The organism is Streptomyces sp. NRRL WC-3742, assembly GCF_000720635.1.
Lineage (GTDB): Bacteria > Actinomycetota > Actinomycetes > Streptomycetales > Streptomycetaceae > Kitasatospora.
The window spans coordinates 39,601-57,579 of record NZ_JOCF01000053.1 but is presented as its reverse complement, the minus strand read 5'-3'; the positions used below and the strand labels follow the sequence as shown (position 1 = coordinate 57,579).

The following is a 17,979-nucleotide window of genomic DNA, read 5'->3' as shown; positions in this document are numbered from 1 at the left end:
CCCCGACCCCCGCCGCGACGACCCCGGCCGCCGTCCCCACCCAGCGCACCGCCGGCTTCGGCGTTACCGCCCCCGCCCCCGCCGACGCCCGCGAGAGCGCCACCGTCGGCGCGCTGTTCACCGGCTCCGTCACGGCCGGCAACCACTTCTGCACCGCCAGCGTGCTGCACAGCGGCGGCGGCAACCTGCTGCTCACCGCCGCCCACTGCCTGACCAGCACCGACGGCGTCACCTTCGCCCCCGGCTACCGCGACGGCAACGCCCCGTACGGCACCTGGCAGGTCACGGCGATCCACACCACCACCGGCTGGTCCCAGAAGGCCGATGTGGACGAGGACTTCGCCATCCTGGAGACGGCGCCCAACAACGGCCGCAGGGTCGAGGACGTCGTCGGCGGCAACAAGCTCGGCACCGACGAGCCCTTCGGCGCCACCGTCCGCCTCTACGGCTACCCGGCGGGCTCCGAGACGCCCAGCCTCTGCACCAACACCACCGACCAGCAGAGCGCCTACCAGCGCTCCGTCCAGTGCTCGTCCTACCCGGCCGGCACCAGCGGCGGCCCGTGGATCAACACCGCCACCGGCGACGTCGTCGGCGCGATCGGCGGCTACCAGCAGGGCGGCGACACCGACGACACCTCGTACAGCGCCTACTTCGACCACACCATCGCGGCCCTCTACGCCCAGGTCGAGGGCGGCTGAGGCCCGGCGGGGGACACGGAAAAGGCCCAGATCCGTGGACCAACTCCACTGACCTGAGCCTCTGTTGCACCTACTGCGAAGTGCCCCCGGTAGGATTCGAACCTACGCACCCGCCTCCGGAGGGCGGTGCTCTATCCCCTGAGCTACGGGGGCCTGACGGCCTGCCGGTCGCTCGCGCTTCCGACGTGGAGAACACTACCAGGCCCGGACTGTGCTCCGTGCACGGGTTTCCCGGCCCGGCCGGTGCGGGCCCCGGGGGCGGAAGTGCCCAAAGGCCGGACGCGCCGGGGGGCCCGCCGATACCCTCGGTGAGGTGTCGGGAGTGTCCGGGCGGGTCCTCGTGGTGGACGACAGCGAGGTGATCCGCCAGCTGATCAGGGTCAACCTGGAGCTCGAAGGCTTCGAGGTCGTGACCGCAGCCGATGGCGCCGAGTGCCTGGAGGTCATCCGCCGGGTCAAGCCGGACGTGGTGACCCTGGACGTGGTGATGCCCCGGCTGGACGGCCTGCGGACGGCGGCCCGGCTGCGCGCGACCCCGGACACGAGCGACCTGCCGATCGCGATCGTCAGCGCCTGCACCCCGGCGGACCTGGACCTGGGGGAGACGGTCGGCGTCGACGGCTACCTCGGCAAGCCCTTCGACCCGGCCGACCTCGTCGCCCTCGTCCGGAGGCTGATGAGGCTCAAGGGGCAGGACGAACAGCACGAACGGTTTCGCCCTGAGCGAACAGAGCGCACCGATCGCGGCTGACGCCCCCACTGCGACGGCGCGGCACCGGTCTCACCGCCGGTCTCACAGGACAAACCGAGTGGCGGACGGCACCCCTGTCTCGCCTACGCTTGGCGTCGTGACCCCCGCAGACCTTTCCCAGGCAATCCAGGCCGCAGTGAGCTCCGCCGTCGAGGCGGGCGAGCTGGCCGTCGCCGTGCCCGAGCACGTGACGGTCGAACGGCCCAAGAACCGGGACCACGGCGACTACGCGACGAACGTGGCCCTCCAGCTCGCGAAGGCGGCCGGCAAGCCGCCGCGCGTCATCGCCGAGGGACTGGCCGAGCGTCTGCGAGGGATCACCGGCGTCGCCAAGGTCGACATCGCCGGTCCGGGCTTCCTGAACATCACCCTGGACACCGCCACCGCCGGCGCGCTCGCACGCACCGTCGTGGAGGCCGGCGCGGAGTACGGCCGCAACGACGCGCTCGAGGGCCTGAAGATCAACCTGGAGTTCGTCTCCGCCAACCCGACGGGCCCGATCCACATCGGCGGTGTCCGCTGGGCCGCGGTCGGCGACTCGCTGGCCCGCGTGCTGCGCGCCTCCGGCGCCGAGGTCACCACCGAGTACTACCTCAACGACGCCGGCGTGCAGATCTCCAAGTTCGCCGCCTCCCTCCAGGCCGCCGCGAACGGTCGCAAGGCCCCCGAGGACGGCTACGTCGGCGAGTACATCGTCGACATCGCCAAGGCGATCACCGACGCCGTCCCCGGCGTGCTCGACCTGCCCGAGGACGAGCAGCTCCAGGTGTTCCGCACCCAGGGCCTGGCGCTGATGGTCGCCGAGATCAAGCGCTCGATGGAGGAGTTCGGCACCCACTTCGACGTCTGGTTCTCCGAGAAGTCGCTGCACGACTCCGGCGCCGTCGAGAAGGCGATGGACCGGCTGCGCGAGCAGGGCCACGTCTTCGAGCAGGACGGCGCGGTCTTCCTGCGCACCACCGACTTCGGCGACGACAAGGACCGCGTCCTGGTCAAGGCGGACGGCGACACGACCTACTTCGCCGCCGACGCCGCGTACTACCTGTCCAAGCGGGACCGCGGCGCCGAGGTCGCGGTCTACATGCTGGGCGCCGACCACCACGGCTACGTCAACCGCCTCAGGGCGATCGTGGCCTGCGCGGGCGACGACATGGACCGCAACATCGAGGTCCGCATCGGCCAGTTCGTGAAGATGCTCCGCGACGGCGAAGAGGTCCGCATGTCGAAGCGGGCCGGCAACATCATCACCATCGACGACGTCGTCGACTGGATCGGTGTGGACGCCGCCCGCTACACCCTCGCGCGCTCCTCCACGGACTCGACGATCACGCTGGACATCAACGTCCTGACGAGCCAGACCAACGAGAACCCGGTCTACTACGTCCAGTACGCGCACACCCGCATGTGCGGCGTGGCCCGCAAGGCCGCGGAGCTGGGCGTGGACAAGGGCTCGGCCGAGGATTTCAAACCCGAACTGCTCGCCACCGAGTGGGAGTCCGACGTGCTCGGCCACCTCGCCGAGTTCCCGCGCGTGCTGGCCACGGCCGGCGAGCTGCGCGAGCCGCACCGGGTCGCGCGGTACCTGGAGGACCTCGCGGGCAAGTACCACCGCCTGTACGAGAACTGCATGTTCCTGCCCAAGGGCGACGAGGAGCTCACGGACACGCACCGGGCCCGCCTCTGGCTGGTCGAGGCGACGCGCACCGTGCTCGCCAACGGTCTGACGCTCCTGGGCGTGTCGGCGCCCGAGCGGATGTAGGCACCACCCCCCAAGCGCGCATCGGGGGCGGCTGACCGGTCAACGGGGACCGGCGGCCGCCCCTCGCCATGAAGTCTCGAAGGAATCGGGAAGATGAGTCGCTCCGCACACCCCGCAGGTCCCCGCCACGGCGACGTCCTGCCCGAGGGCCACTACCAGGCCCCGCCGGCCGACCTGAACGCCCTGGACCCGAAGGTCTGGTCGCGCACCGTCGCCCGCGACGCCGAGGGCGTGGTCACCGTCGGCGGGATGGACGTCAAGCGCATCGCGGCCGAGTTCGGCACCCCGGCCTACGTGATGGACGAGGAGGACTTCCGCAGCCGGGCCCGTGCGTGGCGCGACGCCTTCGGCACCGAAGCGGACGTCTACTACGCCGGAAAGGCGTTCCTCTCCAAGGCGGTCGTGCGCTGGCTGCACGAGGAGGGCCTGAACGTCGACGTGTGCAGCACCGGTGAGCTGGCGGTGGCGCTGGCCGCCGGGATGCCGCCGGAGCGGATCGCGCTGCACGGCAACAACAAGACCGTGGACGAGCTGGAGCACGCGGTGAAGACCGGCGTCGGCCACATCGTGGTCGACTCCTACCAGGAGATCGAGCGCCTGGCCGCGATCGCCGCCCGGCAGGGCGTGCGCCAGCAGGTGCTGATCCGGATCACCGTCGGCGTGGAGGCGCACACCCACGAGTTCATCGCCACGGCGCACGAGGACCAGAAGTTCGGGCTCTCCCTGAGCGGCGGTGCCGCCGCCGAGGCCGTGCGCCGGGTGCTCGGCCACGACAGCCTCGAACTGCGCGGCATCCACTCGCACATCGGCTCGCAGATCTTCGACATGGCGGGCTTCGAGGTGGCCGCCCGCCGCGTGGTCGGCCTGCTGGCCGGGATCCGCGACGAGCACGGCGTCGAGCTGCCCGAGATCGACCTCGGCGGGGGCCTGGGCATCGCCTACACCAGCGAGGACGACCCGCGCGAGCCCGCCGAGATCGCCGTCGCCCTGACGGAGATCGTGCGCCGCGAGTGCGCCGCAGCGGACCTGCGCGCCCCCCGGCTGAGCGTGGAGCCGGGCCGCGCGATCGTCGGCCCGACGGCGTTCACGCTGTACGAGGTCGGCACCGTCAAGCCGCTCGAGGGCCTGCGCACCTACGTCAGCGTGGACGGCGGCATGTCCGACAACATCCGCACGGCGCTGTACGACGCGGAGTACTCGGTGGCCCTGGTGTCGCGCACCAGCGACGCGGACCCGATGCTGGTCCGGGTGGTCGGCAAGCACTGCGAGTCCGGCGACATCGTGGTCAAGGACGCCTTCCTGCCCTCCGACCTGGCCCCGGGCGACCTGATCGCGGTCCCCGCCACCGGCGCCTACTGCCGCTCGATGTCGAGCAACTACAACCACGCCCTCAGGCCCCCCGTGCTCGCCGTCAAGGACGGCGCGGCCCGGGTGATCGTCCGGCGCGAGACGGAGGAGGATCTCCTGCGCCTCGATATCGGATGACGAAATTCTCGTCTCAGATCATGGAACGGCCGTAGATCCGTGCGGAGAGTCCCCGAGACTGGTACGGACCGAAGGGTCCGGCGGCCCCTGAAAACCGCCGGAATTACCGAAGCACGATGAATGCAGAGCGGAGTCGGATGATGCGTACGCGCCCGCTGAAGGTGGCGTTGCTGGGTTGTGGTGTGGTGGGCTCCGAGGTGGCGCGCATCATGACGACGACGGCCGACGACCTCACCGCTCGCATCGGTGCCCCGGTCGAACTCGCCGGAATCGCGGTACGCCGGGCCGGGCGGACCCGCCCCGGCGTACCCGAGCACCTCATCACCACCGACGCCGAGGCCCTGATCAACCGGGGCGACATCGACGTGGTGGTCGAGGTGGTCGGCGGGATCGAGCCCTCCAAGTCCCTGATCCTGTCCGCCTTCAAGCAGGGCGCCTCGGTGGTCAGCGCCAACAAGGCGCTGCTCGCCCAGGACGGCACCGAGCTGCACGCGGCCGCCGCCGCGGCCGGGGTCGACCTGTACTACGAGGCCGCGGTGGCCGGCGCGATCCCGCTGCTGCGCCCGCTGCGCGAGTCCCTCGCGGGGGACAAGGTCAACCGGGTGCTGGGCATCGTCAACGGCACCACCAACTTCATCCTCGACAAGATGGACACCAGCGGCGCCGGCTACTCGGAGGCGCTGGAGGAGGCCACCGCGCTCGGCTACGCCGAGGCCGACCCGACCGCCGACGTCGAGGGCTTCGACGCCGCCGCCAAGGCCGCGATCCTGGCCGGCATCGCCTTCCACACCAAGGTGACCGCCGCGGACGTCTACCGCGAGGGCATCACCGAGGTGACCGCCGCCGACATCGCCTCCGCCAAGGAGATGGGCTGCGTCGTCAAACTGCTCGCCATCTGCGAGCGGGCGGCGGACAACGAGTCCGTCACCGCGCGCGTCCACCCGGCGATGATCCCGCTCTCGCACCCGCTGGCCTCCGTCCGCGAGGCGTACAACGCGGTGTTCGTCGAGGCCGAGGCCGCCGGCCGGCTGATGTTCTACGGCCCCGGCGCGGGCGGCTCCCCGACCGCCTCCGCGGTGCTCGGCGACCTCGTCGCCGTCTGCCGCAACAAGCTGGCGGGCGCCCCCGGCCCCGGTGACTCGGTGTACACCCGGCTGCCCGCCAAGCCCATGGGCGAGGTCGTCACCCGCTACCACGTCAGCCTGGACGTGGACGACCGGGCGGGCGTGCTCGCCCAGGTCGCGTCCGTCTTCGCCGAGCACGGCGTCTCCATCGACACCGTGCGCCAGCAGGGCCGTGACGGGGACGCCTCGCTCGTCGTCGTCACCCACCGTGCCACCGACGCCGCGCTGTCGGCGACGGTCGACAAGCTCCGCGCGCTGGACAGCGTGCGGGACGTGGCCAGCATCATGCGGGTCGAAGGGGAATAAGGAACAGCCATGAACGCCGTTGCCGAGAACGTCGTCCGAGGCGCGCACACCCACCAGTGGCGCGGCCTGATCGAGGAGTACCGGGACCGCCTGCCGGTCTCCGCGACCACCCCGGTGGTCACCCTGCTGGAGGGCGGCACGCCGCTCGTCCCCGCCCAGGTGCTGTCCGAGCGCACCGGCTGCGAGGTCTACCTCAAGGTCGAGGGCGCCAACCCGACCGGCTCCTTCAAGGACCGCGGGATGACGATGGCCATCTCCAAGGCCAAGGAGGACGGCGCCCAGGCCGTCATCTGCGCCTCCACCGGCAACACCTCGGCCTCCGCCGCCGCGTACGCGGTGCGCGCCGGGATGGTCTGCGCGGTGCTCGTCCCCCAGGGCAAGATCGCCCTGGGCAAGATGGGCCAGGCGCTGGTGCACGGCGCCCGGATCCTCCAGGTGGACGGGAACTTCGACGACTGCCTGACGCTCGCGCGCGAGTTGTCCGAGAAGTACCCGGTGGCGCTGGTCAACTCGGTGAACCCGGTGCGCATCGAGGGCCAGAAGACGGCGGCCTTCGAGATCGTCGACATGCTCGGCGACGCCCCCGACATCCACGTCCTCCCCGTCGGCAACGCGGGCAACATCACCGCGTACTGGAAGGGCTACCGCGAATACGCCACCGACGGCCTCGCCGCGCGCACCCCGCGCATGTGGGGCTTCCAGGCGTCCGGCTCCGCCCCGATCGTGGACGGCGCCCCGGTGCTGAAGCCGCAGACCATCGCCACCGCGATCCGCATCGGCAACCCGGCCTCCTGGGACTTCGCGCTCGCCGCGCGGGACGAGTCCGGCGGCCTCATCGACAAGGTGACGGACCGTCAGATCCTCAGCGCCTACCGGCTGTTGGCGTCCCAGGAGGGTGTCTTCGTCGAGCCCGCCTCGGCCGCCTCGGTGGCCGGTCTGCTCGCCAAGGCGGAGGCCGGCCTCGTCGACCCCGGCCAGCGGATCGTGTGCACCGTGACCGGCAACGGCCTCAAGGACCCGGACTGGGCGGTGGCCGGCGCGCCGCAGCCGCAGATCGTCCCGGTCGACCCGGAGGCGGCCGCCCGCCGCCTGGGCCTGCTGGACTGACCCGCTGGACCGACCTGCTGGACCGACCGACCCCCGCCCGCCGCACGGGGCCTGACGTCCCGACGGACCGACCCTTTCGAGGGTCGGTCCTTCGGCGTCCCCCGATTGACACTTTGGTGTCAATCCCGGCCTGCTTTCCGGTGCGATTCCCGAGTGATTCCGGGGTGATTGCGAAGCCGTTCCGGGGCGCATTCCGGCCAGAAGCGGCAACACACCAGATCGAAGGCCCGCGGGGTGTACCACTGGGGAACCTCTCTTCGATAGTCTGGCTCCGGCCGTTTGGCACCTGCCCCGGGCTCGGCCTGGTAGGGGCCGTGCCGACGACCGAGACCGCCCGCCCCGGACGGGGCCCGCGGCGCCCTCCCCACCCTCGCACCGACGACGCGATCCGCGCCGCCACGATTTCCCCAGGAGAGTCCACCGCATGGCCGGTCCAGCGTTCCGTGCCGCCGCCGTCCGGGTCAGGGTTCCCGCGACCAGCGCCAATCTCGGTCCGGGCTTCGACGCCTTCGGACTCGCCCTGGGTCTGTACGACGACGTCGTCGTCCGGGTCGCCGACTCCGGCCTCTCCGTCGACATCGCCGGCGAGGGCGCCGAGACGCTGCCGCGCGACGAGCGCCACCTGCTGGTCCGCTCGATGCGCGCCGCCTTCGACCGGCTCGGCGGGCAGCCCCGCGGCCTCGAAGTGGTCTGCGCCAACCGGATACCGCACGGCCGGGGCCTCGGCTCCTCCTCCGCAGCGATCTGCGCCGGGATCGTCGCCGCCCGGGCCGTCACCATCGGCGGCCCCTCCGCGCTCGACGACGACGCGTTGCTGGCCCTCGCCTCCGAGCTGGAGGGCCACCCCGACAACGTCGCGGCCTGTCTGCGCGGCAACTTCACCATCGCGTGGACGGAGGAGGAGACGGCGAAGGCGGTCACGCTGGAGCCCTCCGACCAGGTCGTCCCCGTGGTGTTCGTGCCGTCCGGCGAGGTGCTCACCGAGACCGCCCGCGGCCTGCTGCCCAGGACCGTCCCGCTGGCCGACGCCGCCGTCAACGCCGGCCGCTCCGCGCTGCTCGTCGAGGCCCTGACCAGGCGCCCCGAGCTGCTCCTCGCCGCCACCGAGGACCGGCTGCACCAGGACTACCGCGCCTCCGCGATGCCGGACAGCGCCGGACTCGTCGGCGCGCTGCGCGCCGAGGGCGTCCCGGCCGTCATCTCCGGCGCCGGTCCGACGGTGCTCGCGCTGACCGACGAGGCGAACGCCGACAAGGTGCTCTCCTTCGCCGGACACCACGGCCACGGCGGCGATCCGGCGTTCGCCGCACACCGCTTGGGCGTCGACCGGACCGGGGCCACCGTGCTGCCGATGGACGCCTGAAACAGGCGCTGAACAGGGCGTTGGGGCCCGGCGCAGAGCCGGGCCCTCCGGACACGATTGGCAAGCCTGAGGCCGGGGAATGTCTGAGGGGGTCGGTAGTGTTAACCTCATTGCTGCACCAGGTGCCCTCCGGGGCTCGGTGCGCCGCGTCCCGATCCCAGCACTCCACGGCCGTGGAGTCGCGGCGATGTACGGGGCGACGATTCTCCGGGAGCCCACCGCAGCGCGTACGCAGCCTGCCTGCGCGACACGCGGCCGCATCCCGAAGCCGTGACGGCACCTGACTCCCACCCGCGGCCTCCACCACCCGGAGGCCAGGACGGGCGGAGCGCGGGCCACCGTCACGCGACGGGGGCCCGGGATTCACAGGCAGCGTGGGGGCAACGCCCTCAGGGGAGGTCGACACCGACCGGCCCACGCGCCACTCAGCACCACAGTGCTTCAAGCACCGCACCTCCCAGCTATCCCTCGACGGGCTCCCGCCATTCGAGGGGATCACCGCCTCGGACCGACGCAGTCGAGCGTTGGTCAGGACAGCACAACCGGTCGCCGAGCCAGACAGGCCGACGTCCGCTCCAGGGAAGGACCCTTAGTGAGCGACTCCACCGATCTGATGGGCGCGCGCCCGGACGCCGAGGCGTCGGACGCAGCCGCCGCCCCCGCCGCCCCGGCGCGGCGCCGCCGCAGTGCCGCCGCCGGCCTGGACGGCATGGTTCTGGCCGAGCTGCAGAAGCTCGCCGCGGACCTGGGCATCACCGGTACCGGACGCATGCGCAAGAGCAGCCTGATCGAGACCATCAAGGAGAAGAGCGGCGGGGACCCGCTGCTCGCCGCCGGTGGCGCCGCCCCGGCCGCTGCCAAGCGCACCGCCGCGAAGGCGGAGGGCGAGACCGTCGAGAAGCCGGCCCGCCGCACCAAGGCCGCCGCCGCGGCCGCCGAGGCCCCGGCCACCGCCGAGGCCCAGCAGGCCCAGATCGACATCCCGGTCCAGGCCGCCGCCGAGACCGCCGCGCCCGCCCGTACCGAGCGCCCGCGCCGCCGTGCCACCTCGGCCGCCGGAGCCCCCGTCGCCGAGACCGGGGCCGAGGCCGCCGTCGTCGTCGCCGAGCCCAAGCAGGCCGAGGCCCGCACGGGTGAGACCCGCGCCTTCGAGAGCCGCGAGGACGGCCGGGAGACCCGCCGCGACCGGCGTGAGCGCCGCGACCGCCGCGAGGGCGGCGAGCGCACCGACCGTGCCGACCGCACCGACCGCACCGAGCGCGTCCAGGACGCCGGCGAGGGCCAGGACGCCGACGGCCGCGAGTCGCGCCGCGACCGCCGCAACCGCCGCGACCGTGCCGACCGCACCGAGCGCCAGACCCAGCAGGGCGGCCAGCAGCAGAGCCAGGGCGAGGGCCAGCAGAGCCGCCAGGGCGGCCAGCAGACCCAGCAGCCGCAGACCCAGCAGGGCGGCGGCGCCTTCGACGACGACGAGTTCGGCGACGGCCGTCGCGGCCGCCGTGGCCGCTACCGAGACCGCCGTGGCCGCCGTGGCCGTGACGGCTTCGAGGGCCCCGCTGTCGCCGAGCCGCAGGTCGGCGAGGACGACGTCCTGATTCCCGTCGCGGGCATCCTGGACATCCTCGACAACTACGCGTTCGTGCGCACCTCCGGCTACCTGCCGGGCCAGAACGACGTCTACGTCTCGCTCGCCCAGGTCCGCAAGAACGGCCTGCGCAAGGGCGACGCCATCACCGGCGCCGTGCGCCAGCCCCGCGACGGCGAGCGCCGCGAGAAGTTCAACGCCATGGTGCGGCTGGACTCCGTCAACGGCATGGACCCGGACAGCGGCCGCGGCCGCCCCGAGTTCAACAAGCTCACCCCGCTGTACCCGCAGGACCGGCTGCGCCTGGAGACCGACCCGGGCGTGCTGACCACCCGGATCATCGACCTGGTGTCGCCGATCGGCAAGGGCCAGCGCGGTCTGATCGTCGCGCCGCCGAAGACCGGCAAGACGATGGTGCTGCAGGCGGTCGCCAACGCGATCACCCACAACAACCCCGAGTGCCACCTGATGGTCGTCCTGGTCGACGAGCGTCCGGAAGAGGTCACCGACATGCAGCGGTCGGTCAAGGGCGAGGTCATCTCCTCGACCTTCGACCGCCCGGCCGAGGACCACACCACCGTCGCCGAACTGGCCATCGAGCGCGCCAAGCGCCTGGTGGAGCTGGGCCACGACGTGGTCATCCTGCTGGACTCGATCACCCGCCTGGGCCGCGCCTACAACCTGGCGGCGCCGGCCTCCGGCCGCATCCTGTCCGGTGGTGTCGACTCGACCGCGCTGTACCCGCCGAAGAAGTTCTTCGGCGCCGCGCGCAACATCGAGAACGGCGGCTCGCTGACCATCCTGGCCACCGCGCTGGTCGAGACCGGCTCGCGCATGGACGAGGTGATCTTCGAGGAGTTCAAGGGCACCGGCAACATGGAGCTCAAGCTCGACCGGAAGCTCTCGGACAAGCGCATCTTCCCGGCCGTCGACGTGGACGCCTCCAGCACCCGCAAGGAGGAGATCCTGCTCGGCAGCGAGGAGCTGGCCATCGTCTGGAAGCTGCGCCGGGTGCTGCACGCGCTCGACTCGCAGCAGGCGATCGAGCTGCTGCTGGACAAGATGAAGCAGACCAAGAGCAACGCCGAGTTCCTGATGCAGATCGCCAAGACCACCCCGGGCTCCGGCGACTGACCGTAGCCGTACGGCTGTCGAGCACCGAACCCCGGACCGCGCGAGCGGTCCGGGGTTCGGTGCGTCCGGTCGGGGTCTGTTTCAAGCTCGGGACGACTTGGGGCCATTTCGGCTACTTGTCCGATTTACTCTGGACCGTATGGCCGAGCACAAGAGGGTCCCGAGTCGCCGCCGCAAAGTCCTGCGGGTGGCCGCCTGCGCGTTCGTCGCGCTCGTCGTCCTGGGCGGCGGAGCGGCCGTGTACGCGTACGTGCGGCTCAACGACAACATCAAGAGCGTCGACATCAACCGACAGCTCGGCGACGCCCGTCCGCCGGCCGCCACCGACGGCTCCTTCAACATGCTCGTCCTGGGCTCCGACTCGCGGTCCGGGGACAACGGCAACCTCGCCGGCGGGGCCGTCGGCGAGACCGCCCGCTCGGACACCGCGATGGTGGTCCACATCAGCCAGGACCACTCGCGCGCGCAGGTCGTCTCGATCCCGCGCGACACCCTGGTCGACCGGCCCGCCTGCACCGACGTCTCCGGGAAGACCGTCCCGGCGGTGAAGCGCGCGATGTACAACAGCGCCTTCGAGACCGGCGGCGCGGTCTGCGCCGTCAAGACCACCGAGCAGCTCACCGGGCTGCGGATGGACCACTACGTGCAGATCGACTTCGCCGGCTTCGCCCGGGTCGTCGACGCGATAGGCGGGGCCACCGTGACCACCACGGTGGCCATCCACGACAAGGACAGCGGGCTCGACCTGCCGGCCGGCGAGCACCACCTGGACGGGCAGCAGGCGCTGGCCTTCGTCCGCACCCGGCACGGCGTCGGCGACGGCAGCGACCTCGGCCGGATCGAGCTGCAGAAGCAGATGGTGAAGTCGCTGCTCAAGCAGGCCGGCGGCGCCGGGCTGTTCACCGACCCGCTCAAGGCGTGGGCGCTCGGCGACACCGTCACCAGGAGCATCACCACCGACTCCGCGCTCGGCTCGGTGAACTCCCTGGTGGGGCTGGTGCAGGAGCTCAAGGGGATCGGGCCCGACCAGCTCGACATGGCCACCCTGCCGGTCGTCACGGCCCCCAGCGACCCCAACCGCGTCGTCCCGCAGCAGCCGCAGGCAGGGCAGCTGTGGGCGGCCCTCAGGGCCGACCAGGCGATCCCGCAGGCCGTCGTCTCGGCGCAGCCCGAGAACCCCGCGCAGGCTTCGCCCACCGCCGCCCCGAAGGCTCCCGCCGGCCCCTCGAGGAAGGCCGCTCCGGCCCGCTGAGCGGCGCCCGGAATATCCGGGAACGGGACCCGGTTTGGGAAGATGCGGCCGGTCCTGGCAGACTGGTACGTCGGTCCCGGTTCACGTGCGGCACTCAGCCGCCGACCCGGTACCCTCCCGAAACCTAGGAGAACCCCTTGAAGTCCAACGTTCACCCGGAGTACGTGGTCACCCGCGTGACCTGCACCTGCGGCGCCGAGTTCACCACCCGCTCGACCGAGACCAGTGGCGAGATCCGCGCCGAGGTCTGCTCGCAGTGCCACCCGTTCTACACCGGCAAGCAGAAGATCCTCGACACCGGTGGCCGCGTGGCCCGCTTCGAGGCCCGCTTCGGCAAGCAGCACAGCGCGAAGGGCTAGCGCTCCCTCGGCGCCGGTTCCCGGTGCCCCCGTACTCTCACGGGGGCGCTGGGGACCGGCGCCGTTCGCGTCCCCCCGTACGCGCCGTACACGCCGTACGAGCGGCCCGCGCCGCCCGCGTCCCCTCACCGATCCGATCCCCGGGAAGAAGGCCACCCCATGTTCGAGGCAGTCGAAGAGCTCCTCGTCGAGCACGCCGACCTCGAGACGAGGCTGGCAGACCCGTCCGTCCACGCGGACCAGGCCAACGCCCGCAAGCTGGCCAAGCGCTACGCCGAGCTGACGCCGATCACCCGGGTGTACCGGGCGTGGCGCCAGGCCGGGGAGGACATCGAGGCCGCCCGCGAACTCGCCGCCGAAGACCCGGAGTTCATCGCCGAGGTGAAGGACTCCGAGGCCCGCCGCGAGGAACTCACCGAGGAGCTGCGCCTCCTGCTGGTGCCGCGCGACCCGAGCGACGACAAGGACGTCATCCTGGAGATCAAGGCGGGTGAGGGCGGCGAGGAGTCCGCCCTGTTCGCCGGCGACCTCCTGCGGATGTACCTGCGCTTCGCGGAGCGGATCGGCTGGAAGACCGAGATCATCGACTCCAACGAGTCCGACCTCGGCGGCTACAAGGACGTCTCCGTGGCCGTGAAGACCAAGGGCAGCGCCACCGAGCCCGGCCAGGGCGTCTGGGCCCGGCTGAAGTACGAGGGCGGCGTGCACCGCGTGCAGCGCGTCCCCGCCACCGAGTCCCAGGGCCGCATCCACACCTCCGCGGCGGGCGTGCTCGTCACCCCCGAGGCGGAGGAGGTCGAGGTCGAGATCGTCGCCAACGACCTGCGCATCGACGTCTACCGCTCCTCCGGCCCCGGCGGCCAGTCGGTCAACACCACCGACTCCGCGGTCCGGATCACCCACCTGCCGACCGGTATCGTGGCGTCCTGCCAGAACGAGAAGAGCCAGCTGCAGAACAAGGAGCAGGCGATGCGCATCCTGCGTTCGCGGCTGCTGGCCGCCGCGCAGGAGGAGGCCGAGCGCGAGGCTTCGGACGCGCGCCGCAGCCAGGTCCGCACGGTGGACCGCTCCGAGCGCATCCGGACGTACAACTACCCGGAGAACCGCATCTCGGACCACCGCACGGGGTTCAAGTCGTACAACCTGGACCAGGTCCTGGACGGCGACCTGAACGCGGTGATCCAGTCCTGCGTCGACGCGGACGCGGCGGCCAAGCTGGCCGCGGCGCAACAGAACTGAGACCGGCGCGCCCCGGCCGGCCGAGCGTGGAGCCGGGGCGCAGAAACAAGAGGTCGTACGGATGAACCTGCTGCTCGCCGAGGTGGCCCAGGCCACCCAGCGGTTGGCCGCGGCCGGCGTGCCGTCGCCGCGCTTCGACGCGGAGGAGCTCGCCGCCTACGTCCACCACGTCAAGCGCAGCCAGCTGCACACCGTGCAGGACGGCGACTTCGACGCCCGCTACTGGGAGGCCGTCTCGCGCCGCGAGGCGCGCGAGCCGCTGCAGCACATCACCGGGCGGGCGTTCTTCCGCTACCTCGAACTGCAGGTCGGCCCCGGGGTGTTCGTGCCCCGGCCGGAGACCGAGACCGTCGTCGAGTGGGCCATAGAGGCCGTCCGCGAGATGGACGTCGCCGAGCCGCTGGTCGTCGACCTCTGCTCCGGCTCCGGCGCGATCGCCCTCGCCCTGGCGCAGGAACTGCCGCGCTCCACCGTGCACGCCTTCGAACTCGACGAGGGCGCGCTCGAGTACACCCGGCGCAACATCGAGGCCAGCCCCGACCGCGCCCGGGTCACCCTGCACGCCGGCGACGCCACCAAGGCGTTCCAGGACGACCGCTCCTGGGACGGCCGCTTCGACCTCGTGATCTCCAACCCGCCGTACATCCCGCTCACCGAGTGGGAGTACGTCGCACCGGAGGCCCGGGACCACGACCCGCAGATGTCCCTGTTCTCCGGCGAGGACGGCCTGGACACCATCCGCGGCATCGAGCGCGTGGCCGCCCGGCTGCTGCGCCCGGGCGGCGCGGTGGTGATCGAGCACGCCGACCAGCAGGGCGGGCAGGTGCCGTGGATCTTCAACGAGGAACACGGCTGGACGGACACCGCGGACCACCGCGACCTGAACAACCGGCCCCGCTTCACGACGGCCCGCAGGGTCGGGTCGTGAACAATCCGACGCTGTACGACGGCCCGCAGGGTCGGGTCGTGACCGGCGTCGGCCGCGCTGCCATGAGCCACTTCGGAAGGGAACCGCACCGATGAGCCGCCGCTACGACTGTGCCGACGCCGGGGACCGCACGACCGGCCTGCGTGAGGCCGCCTCGGCCATCCGCCGCGGCGAACTCGTCGTGCTGCCCACCGACACCCTCTACGGGGTCGGCGCGGACGCCTTCTCCCCGGAGGCCGTCGGCGAGCTGCTGGCCGCCAAGGGTCGTGGCCGCAACATGCCCTCGCCCGTGCTCGTCGGCTCGCCGACCACCCTGCACGGCCTGGTCACCGACTTCTCCGAGCAGGCGTGGGAGCTGGTCGACGCCTTCTGGCCCGGCGGGCTCACCCTCGTCGCCAAGCACCAGCCCTCGCTGCGCTGGGACCTCGGCGAGACCCGCGGCACCGTCGCCGTCCGGATGCCGCTGCACCCGGTGGCCATCGAGCTGCTGAACAACACCGGCCCGCTCGCCGTCTCCAGCGCCAACAAGACCGGCGGCCCGTCCCCGGTCACCTGCGACGACGCCCAGCAGCAGCTCGGCGACGCCATCTCGGTCTACCTGGACGGCGGCGCGGCGGACTACGCCACCGCCTCGTCCATCGTCGACGTCACCGGAAAGGTGCCGGTCCTCCTGCGGGCCGGCGCGATCAGCATCGAGCAGCTGAGGGAGGTCGTCCCCGACCTGGAGGCCGGCAGTTGACGGCCGTCGCCTCGCTCCATGCCGGGCCCGGCATAGCGCCGTACCTGAGCGTGGGCCCCAGGCCGCTGGACCACTTCCGCATCCTGTTCGTCTGCACCGGCAACATCTGCCGCTCGCCGATAGCCGAGCGGCTCACCCGGCGTGAGCTGGACACCCGGCTGAGCCCCCGGGTGGCCGGCCGGATCCTGGTGGAGAGTGCCGGCACCTGGGGCCACGAGGGCGCGCCGATGGAGGCGCACGCGGCGACCGTGCTCGACGAGTACGGCGCCGACAGCGGCGGTTTCACGGGCCGTGAGCTGCTGGACGAGCACGTGGTCGAGGCCGACCTCGTGCTCACCGCGACCCTGGACCACCGCGCCCAGGTCATCTCGATGGGCCACGAGGCGGGCCTTCGCACCTTCACCCTGAAGGAGTTCACCCGCCTGGTGCGCACGATCGACCCCGGCACCCTGCCGGACCCGCGCCGGGGTGCCGACGTCACCGAGCGGGCCCGCGCGCTGGTCCGCGCGGCCGCCGCGCTGCGCGGCTGGCTGCTGGCCGCCACCCCGGAGTCGGACGAGCTGGACGACCCGTACGGGGCACCGATCGGCATGTTCCGCAACTGCGGCGAGGAGATATTCCACGCGGTCGACCCGGTGGTCACCGCTCTGACGGGCCTGTCCGCCCACCGGTAGGCCCTGTCCAGCGGGCCGGGCCGGGGGTGCGGTCCTACGCTGGAGGCACCGTCCCCGCACGTGCCCGGGAGCCCCGCCATGACCGTCACCGAAGCCCCGACCGGCCCGACCACGACGACGGGGCGCCCCTGGGCGTCCGAGGCGCTGCACCGGGCGGACCCTCAGATCGCCGACCTGCTGGCGGCGGAGGCCGAGCGCCGGGCGGAGACGGTCCAGCTGCTGGCGGGGGAGAACCTGACCAGCCCGGCCGTCCTGGCGGCGCTGACCGGGCCGCTGATCGACAAGTACGCCGAGGGCTACCCCGGCCGCCGGCACCACACCGGGTGCGCGCTCGCGGACGCCGCCGAGCTGCTGGCGATCGACCGGGCCCGCGAGCTGTTCGCCGCCCCGCACGCCAACGTCCAGCCCCGGTCGGGGACTTCGGCGATGCTGGCGGCGTACGCGGCGCTGCTGAAGCCCGGCGACGGCGTGCTGGCGATGTCGCTGGAGCACGGCGGCCACCTCAGCTGCGGTTCGCGGGCCAACTTCTCCGGCCGCTGGTTCGCCTTCACCGGGTACGGCGTGCGCGAGGAGGACGGCCTGATCGACCTCGACCAGGTGCGCGAACTCGCCCGGCTGCAGCGGCCGAAGGCCATCGTGGCCGGCTCGATCTCCTACCCCCGGCACGTGGACTGGGCGGCCTTCCGGGAGATCGCCGACGAGGTGGACGCCTACCTGATCGCCTCCGTCGCGCAGACCACGGGCCTGGTCGCGGCGGGCCTGGCGCCCTCGCCGGTGCCGTACGCGGACGTGACGGTGGCGGCCACCCACAAGCTGCTGCGCGGCCCCCGCGGCGGTCTGCTGCTGTGCACGGCGGAGCTGGCCGAGCGGATCGACCGGGCGGTGTTCCCGTTCAGCCAGGGCGGCGCGGCGATGAACGAGGTGGCGGGCAAGGCGGTGGCCTTCGCGGAGGCTTCCACGCCCGCCTACCGGGCGTACGCGGCGCGGGCGGTCTCCGGGGCGCAGGCGCTCGCGGAGGGGCTCGCAGAGGCCGGTCTGCGCCCCCTGACGGGCGGGACGGACACCCACCTGGTGACCGCCGACGTCAGCGCGCTGGGCGTCACCGGCGCCGAGGCCGAGCGGCGCTGCGCGGCGGCCGGGCTGCTGCTCGGCAAGTGCGCGCTGCCGTACGACCCGGCGCCGCCCTCCGAAGCCTCCGGCATCCGGCTGGGCACGGGTACGGTGACCAGCCAGGGAATGGGCGAGGGCGAGCTGAGGCGGATCGCCGAGCTGATCGTCGAGGCGCTCTCGCGGCCCGTCACCGAGGGCGTTCGCGAGCGCGTACGGAGCCTGGCGGCGGCCTTCGCCGAGCGGCGCTGAGCCCGAGCTGACCCGGAGCTGGCCCGGCGCTGACCCGGCGCTGACCCGGAACGGGACGGGCGGGAGGCGGAACCGGAGAGCAGGTATTCGGTTCTCCTACCCGGGAGGGCGAAC

Annotated in this window: 14 protein-coding genes, 1 tRNA gene and 1 pseudogene; 15 read left to right on the top strand and 1 reads right to left on the bottom strand. The window is 72.4% G+C overall.

Going from position 1 to position 17,979, the window contains the following annotated elements; genetic code table 11:
- The coding region (locus tag IH61_RS0126845) for a trypsin-like serine peptidase (RefSeq protein WP_037973400.1) at positions 1-701 on the top strand (701 nt) is incomplete at its 5' end.
- 81 nt (positions 702-782) lie between these two features.
- Here the strand turns inward: IH61_RS0126845 and IH61_RS0126840 are convergent.
- Positions 783-854: transfer RNA gene (locus tag IH61_RS0126840), tRNA-Arg, on the bottom strand.
- Positions 855-965: 111 nt separating this feature from the next.
- On the opposite strand from IH61_RS0126840, the pseudogene IH61_RS0126835 reads away from it, so the two are divergent.
- From IH61_RS0126835 to glyA, 14 genes and pseudogenes are all read left to right on the top strand, one after another.
- A pseudogene (locus IH61_RS0126835) lies at positions 966-1,452 on the top strand (response regulator).
- Between the two features lie 97 nt (positions 1,453-1,549).
- On the top strand, positions 1,550-3,211 hold the full coding sequence (gene argS, locus IH61_RS0126830) for an arginine--tRNA ligase (RefSeq protein WP_031074324.1): 1,662 nt from the start codon (positions 1,550-1,552) through the stop codon (positions 3,209-3,211).
- A 93-nt stretch (positions 3,212-3,304) separates the two neighbouring features.
- On the top strand, positions 3,305-4,696 hold the full coding sequence (lysA, locus tag IH61_RS0126825) for a diaminopimelate decarboxylase (protein WP_031074322.1): 1,392 nt from the start codon (positions 3,305-3,307) through the stop codon (positions 4,694-4,696).
- Positions 4,697-4,833: 137 nt separating this feature from the next.
- The gene (locus IH61_RS0126820) at positions 4,834-6,126 is read left to right on the top strand and encodes a homoserine dehydrogenase (protein ID WP_031074320.1); all 1,293 of its coding nucleotides are present in this window, start codon (positions 4,834-4,836) and stop codon (positions 6,124-6,126) included.
- Between the two features lie 9 nt (positions 6,127-6,135).
- Positions 6,136-7,233 (top strand): threonine synthase, encoded by a 1,098-nt coding sequence (thrC, locus tag IH61_RS0126815; RefSeq protein WP_051838068.1) that lies wholly within the window; start codon positions 6,136-6,138, stop codon positions 7,231-7,233.
- A 424-nt stretch (positions 7,234-7,657) separates the two neighbouring features.
- Positions 7,658-8,596: a homoserine kinase gene (gene thrB / locus IH61_RS0126810; RefSeq protein ID WP_031074315.1), complete on the top strand. Its 939-nt coding sequence runs from the start codon at positions 7,658-7,660 to the stop codon at positions 8,594-8,596.
- A gap of 592 nt (positions 8,597-9,188) precedes the next feature.
- On the top strand, positions 9,189-11,315 hold the full coding sequence (rho, locus tag IH61_RS0126805) for a transcription termination factor Rho (protein ID WP_031074313.1): 2,127 nt from the start codon (positions 9,189-9,191) through the stop codon (positions 11,313-11,315).
- A 139-nt stretch (positions 11,316-11,454) separates the two neighbouring features.
- Positions 11,455-12,567 carry an LCP family protein gene (locus tag IH61_RS0126800; RefSeq protein ID WP_031074310.1) on the top strand — a complete coding sequence of 371 codons (1,113 nt, stop codon included), beginning with the start codon at positions 11,455-11,457 and terminating at the stop codon, positions 12,565-12,567.
- Between the two features lie 137 nt (positions 12,568-12,704).
- The gene (gene rpmE / locus IH61_RS0126795; RefSeq protein ID WP_031074308.1) at positions 12,705-12,926 is read left to right on the top strand and encodes a 50S ribosomal protein L31; all 222 of its coding nucleotides are present in this window, start codon (positions 12,705-12,707) and stop codon (positions 12,924-12,926) included.
- Between the two features lie 159 nt (positions 12,927-13,085).
- The gene (gene prfA, locus IH61_RS0126790; protein WP_031074306.1) at positions 13,086-14,165 is read left to right on the top strand and encodes a peptide chain release factor 1; all 1,080 of its coding nucleotides are present in this window, start codon (positions 13,086-13,088) and stop codon (positions 14,163-14,165) included.
- 61 nt (positions 14,166-14,226) lie between these two features.
- The gene (gene prmC / locus IH61_RS0126785) at positions 14,227-15,093 is read left to right on the top strand and encodes a peptide chain release factor N(5)-glutamine methyltransferase (RefSeq protein ID WP_031074303.1); all 867 of its coding nucleotides are present in this window, start codon (positions 14,227-14,229) and stop codon (positions 15,091-15,093) included.
- A gap of 91 nt (positions 15,094-15,184) precedes the next feature.
- The gene (locus tag IH61_RS0126780) at positions 15,185-15,832 is read left to right on the top strand and encodes an L-threonylcarbamoyladenylate synthase (protein ID WP_031074301.1); all 648 of its coding nucleotides are present in this window, start codon (positions 15,185-15,187) and stop codon (positions 15,830-15,832) included.
- A gap of 32 nt (positions 15,833-15,864) precedes the next feature.
- The gene (locus tag IH61_RS0126775; RefSeq protein ID WP_051838077.1) at positions 15,865-16,506 is read left to right on the top strand and encodes a low molecular weight phosphatase family protein; all 642 of its coding nucleotides are present in this window, start codon (positions 15,865-15,867) and stop codon (positions 16,504-16,506) included.
- 78 nt (positions 16,507-16,584) lie between these two features.
- Positions 16,585-17,865, top strand: a complete 1,281-nt coding sequence (gene glyA / locus IH61_RS0126770; protein ID WP_031074298.1) for a serine hydroxymethyltransferase — start codon at positions 16,585-16,587, stop codon at positions 17,863-17,865.
- The last annotated feature ends 114 nt before the right edge of the window (positions 17,866-17,979 follow it).

What these genes read in the sequence shown, in the direction of transcription:
- lysA (WP_031074322.1), top strand. Translation starts at nt 3,305, where the DNA reads ATGAGTCGCTCCGCACACCCCGCAGGTCCCCGCCACGGCGACGTCCTG.
- IH61_RS0126820 (WP_031074320.1), top strand. Translation starts at nt 4,834, where the DNA reads ATGATGCGTACGCGCCCGCTGAAGGTGGCGTTGCTGGGTTGTGGTGTG.
- thrC (WP_051838068.1), top strand. Translation starts at nt 6,136, where the DNA reads ATGAACGCCGTTGCCGAGAACGTCGTCCGAGGCGCGCACACCCACCAG.
- thrB (WP_031074315.1), top strand. Translation starts at nt 7,658, where the DNA reads ATGGCCGGTCCAGCGTTCCGTGCCGCCGCCGTCCGGGTCAGGGTTCCC.
- IH61_RS0126800 (WP_031074310.1), top strand. Translation starts at nt 11,455, where the DNA reads ATGGCCGAGCACAAGAGGGTCCCGAGTCGCCGCCGCAAAGTCCTGCGG.
- prfA (WP_031074306.1), top strand. Translation starts at nt 13,086, where the DNA reads ATGTTCGAGGCAGTCGAAGAGCTCCTCGTCGAGCACGCCGACCTCGAG.
- prmC (WP_031074303.1), top strand. Translation starts at nt 14,227, where the DNA reads ATGAACCTGCTGCTCGCCGAGGTGGCCCAGGCCACCCAGCGGTTGGCC.
- IH61_RS0126780 (WP_031074301.1), top strand. Translation starts at nt 15,185, where the DNA reads ATGAGCCGCCGCTACGACTGTGCCGACGCCGGGGACCGCACGACCGGC.
- glyA (WP_031074298.1), top strand. Translation starts at nt 16,585, where the DNA reads ATGACCGTCACCGAAGCCCCGACCGGCCCGACCACGACGACGGGGCGC.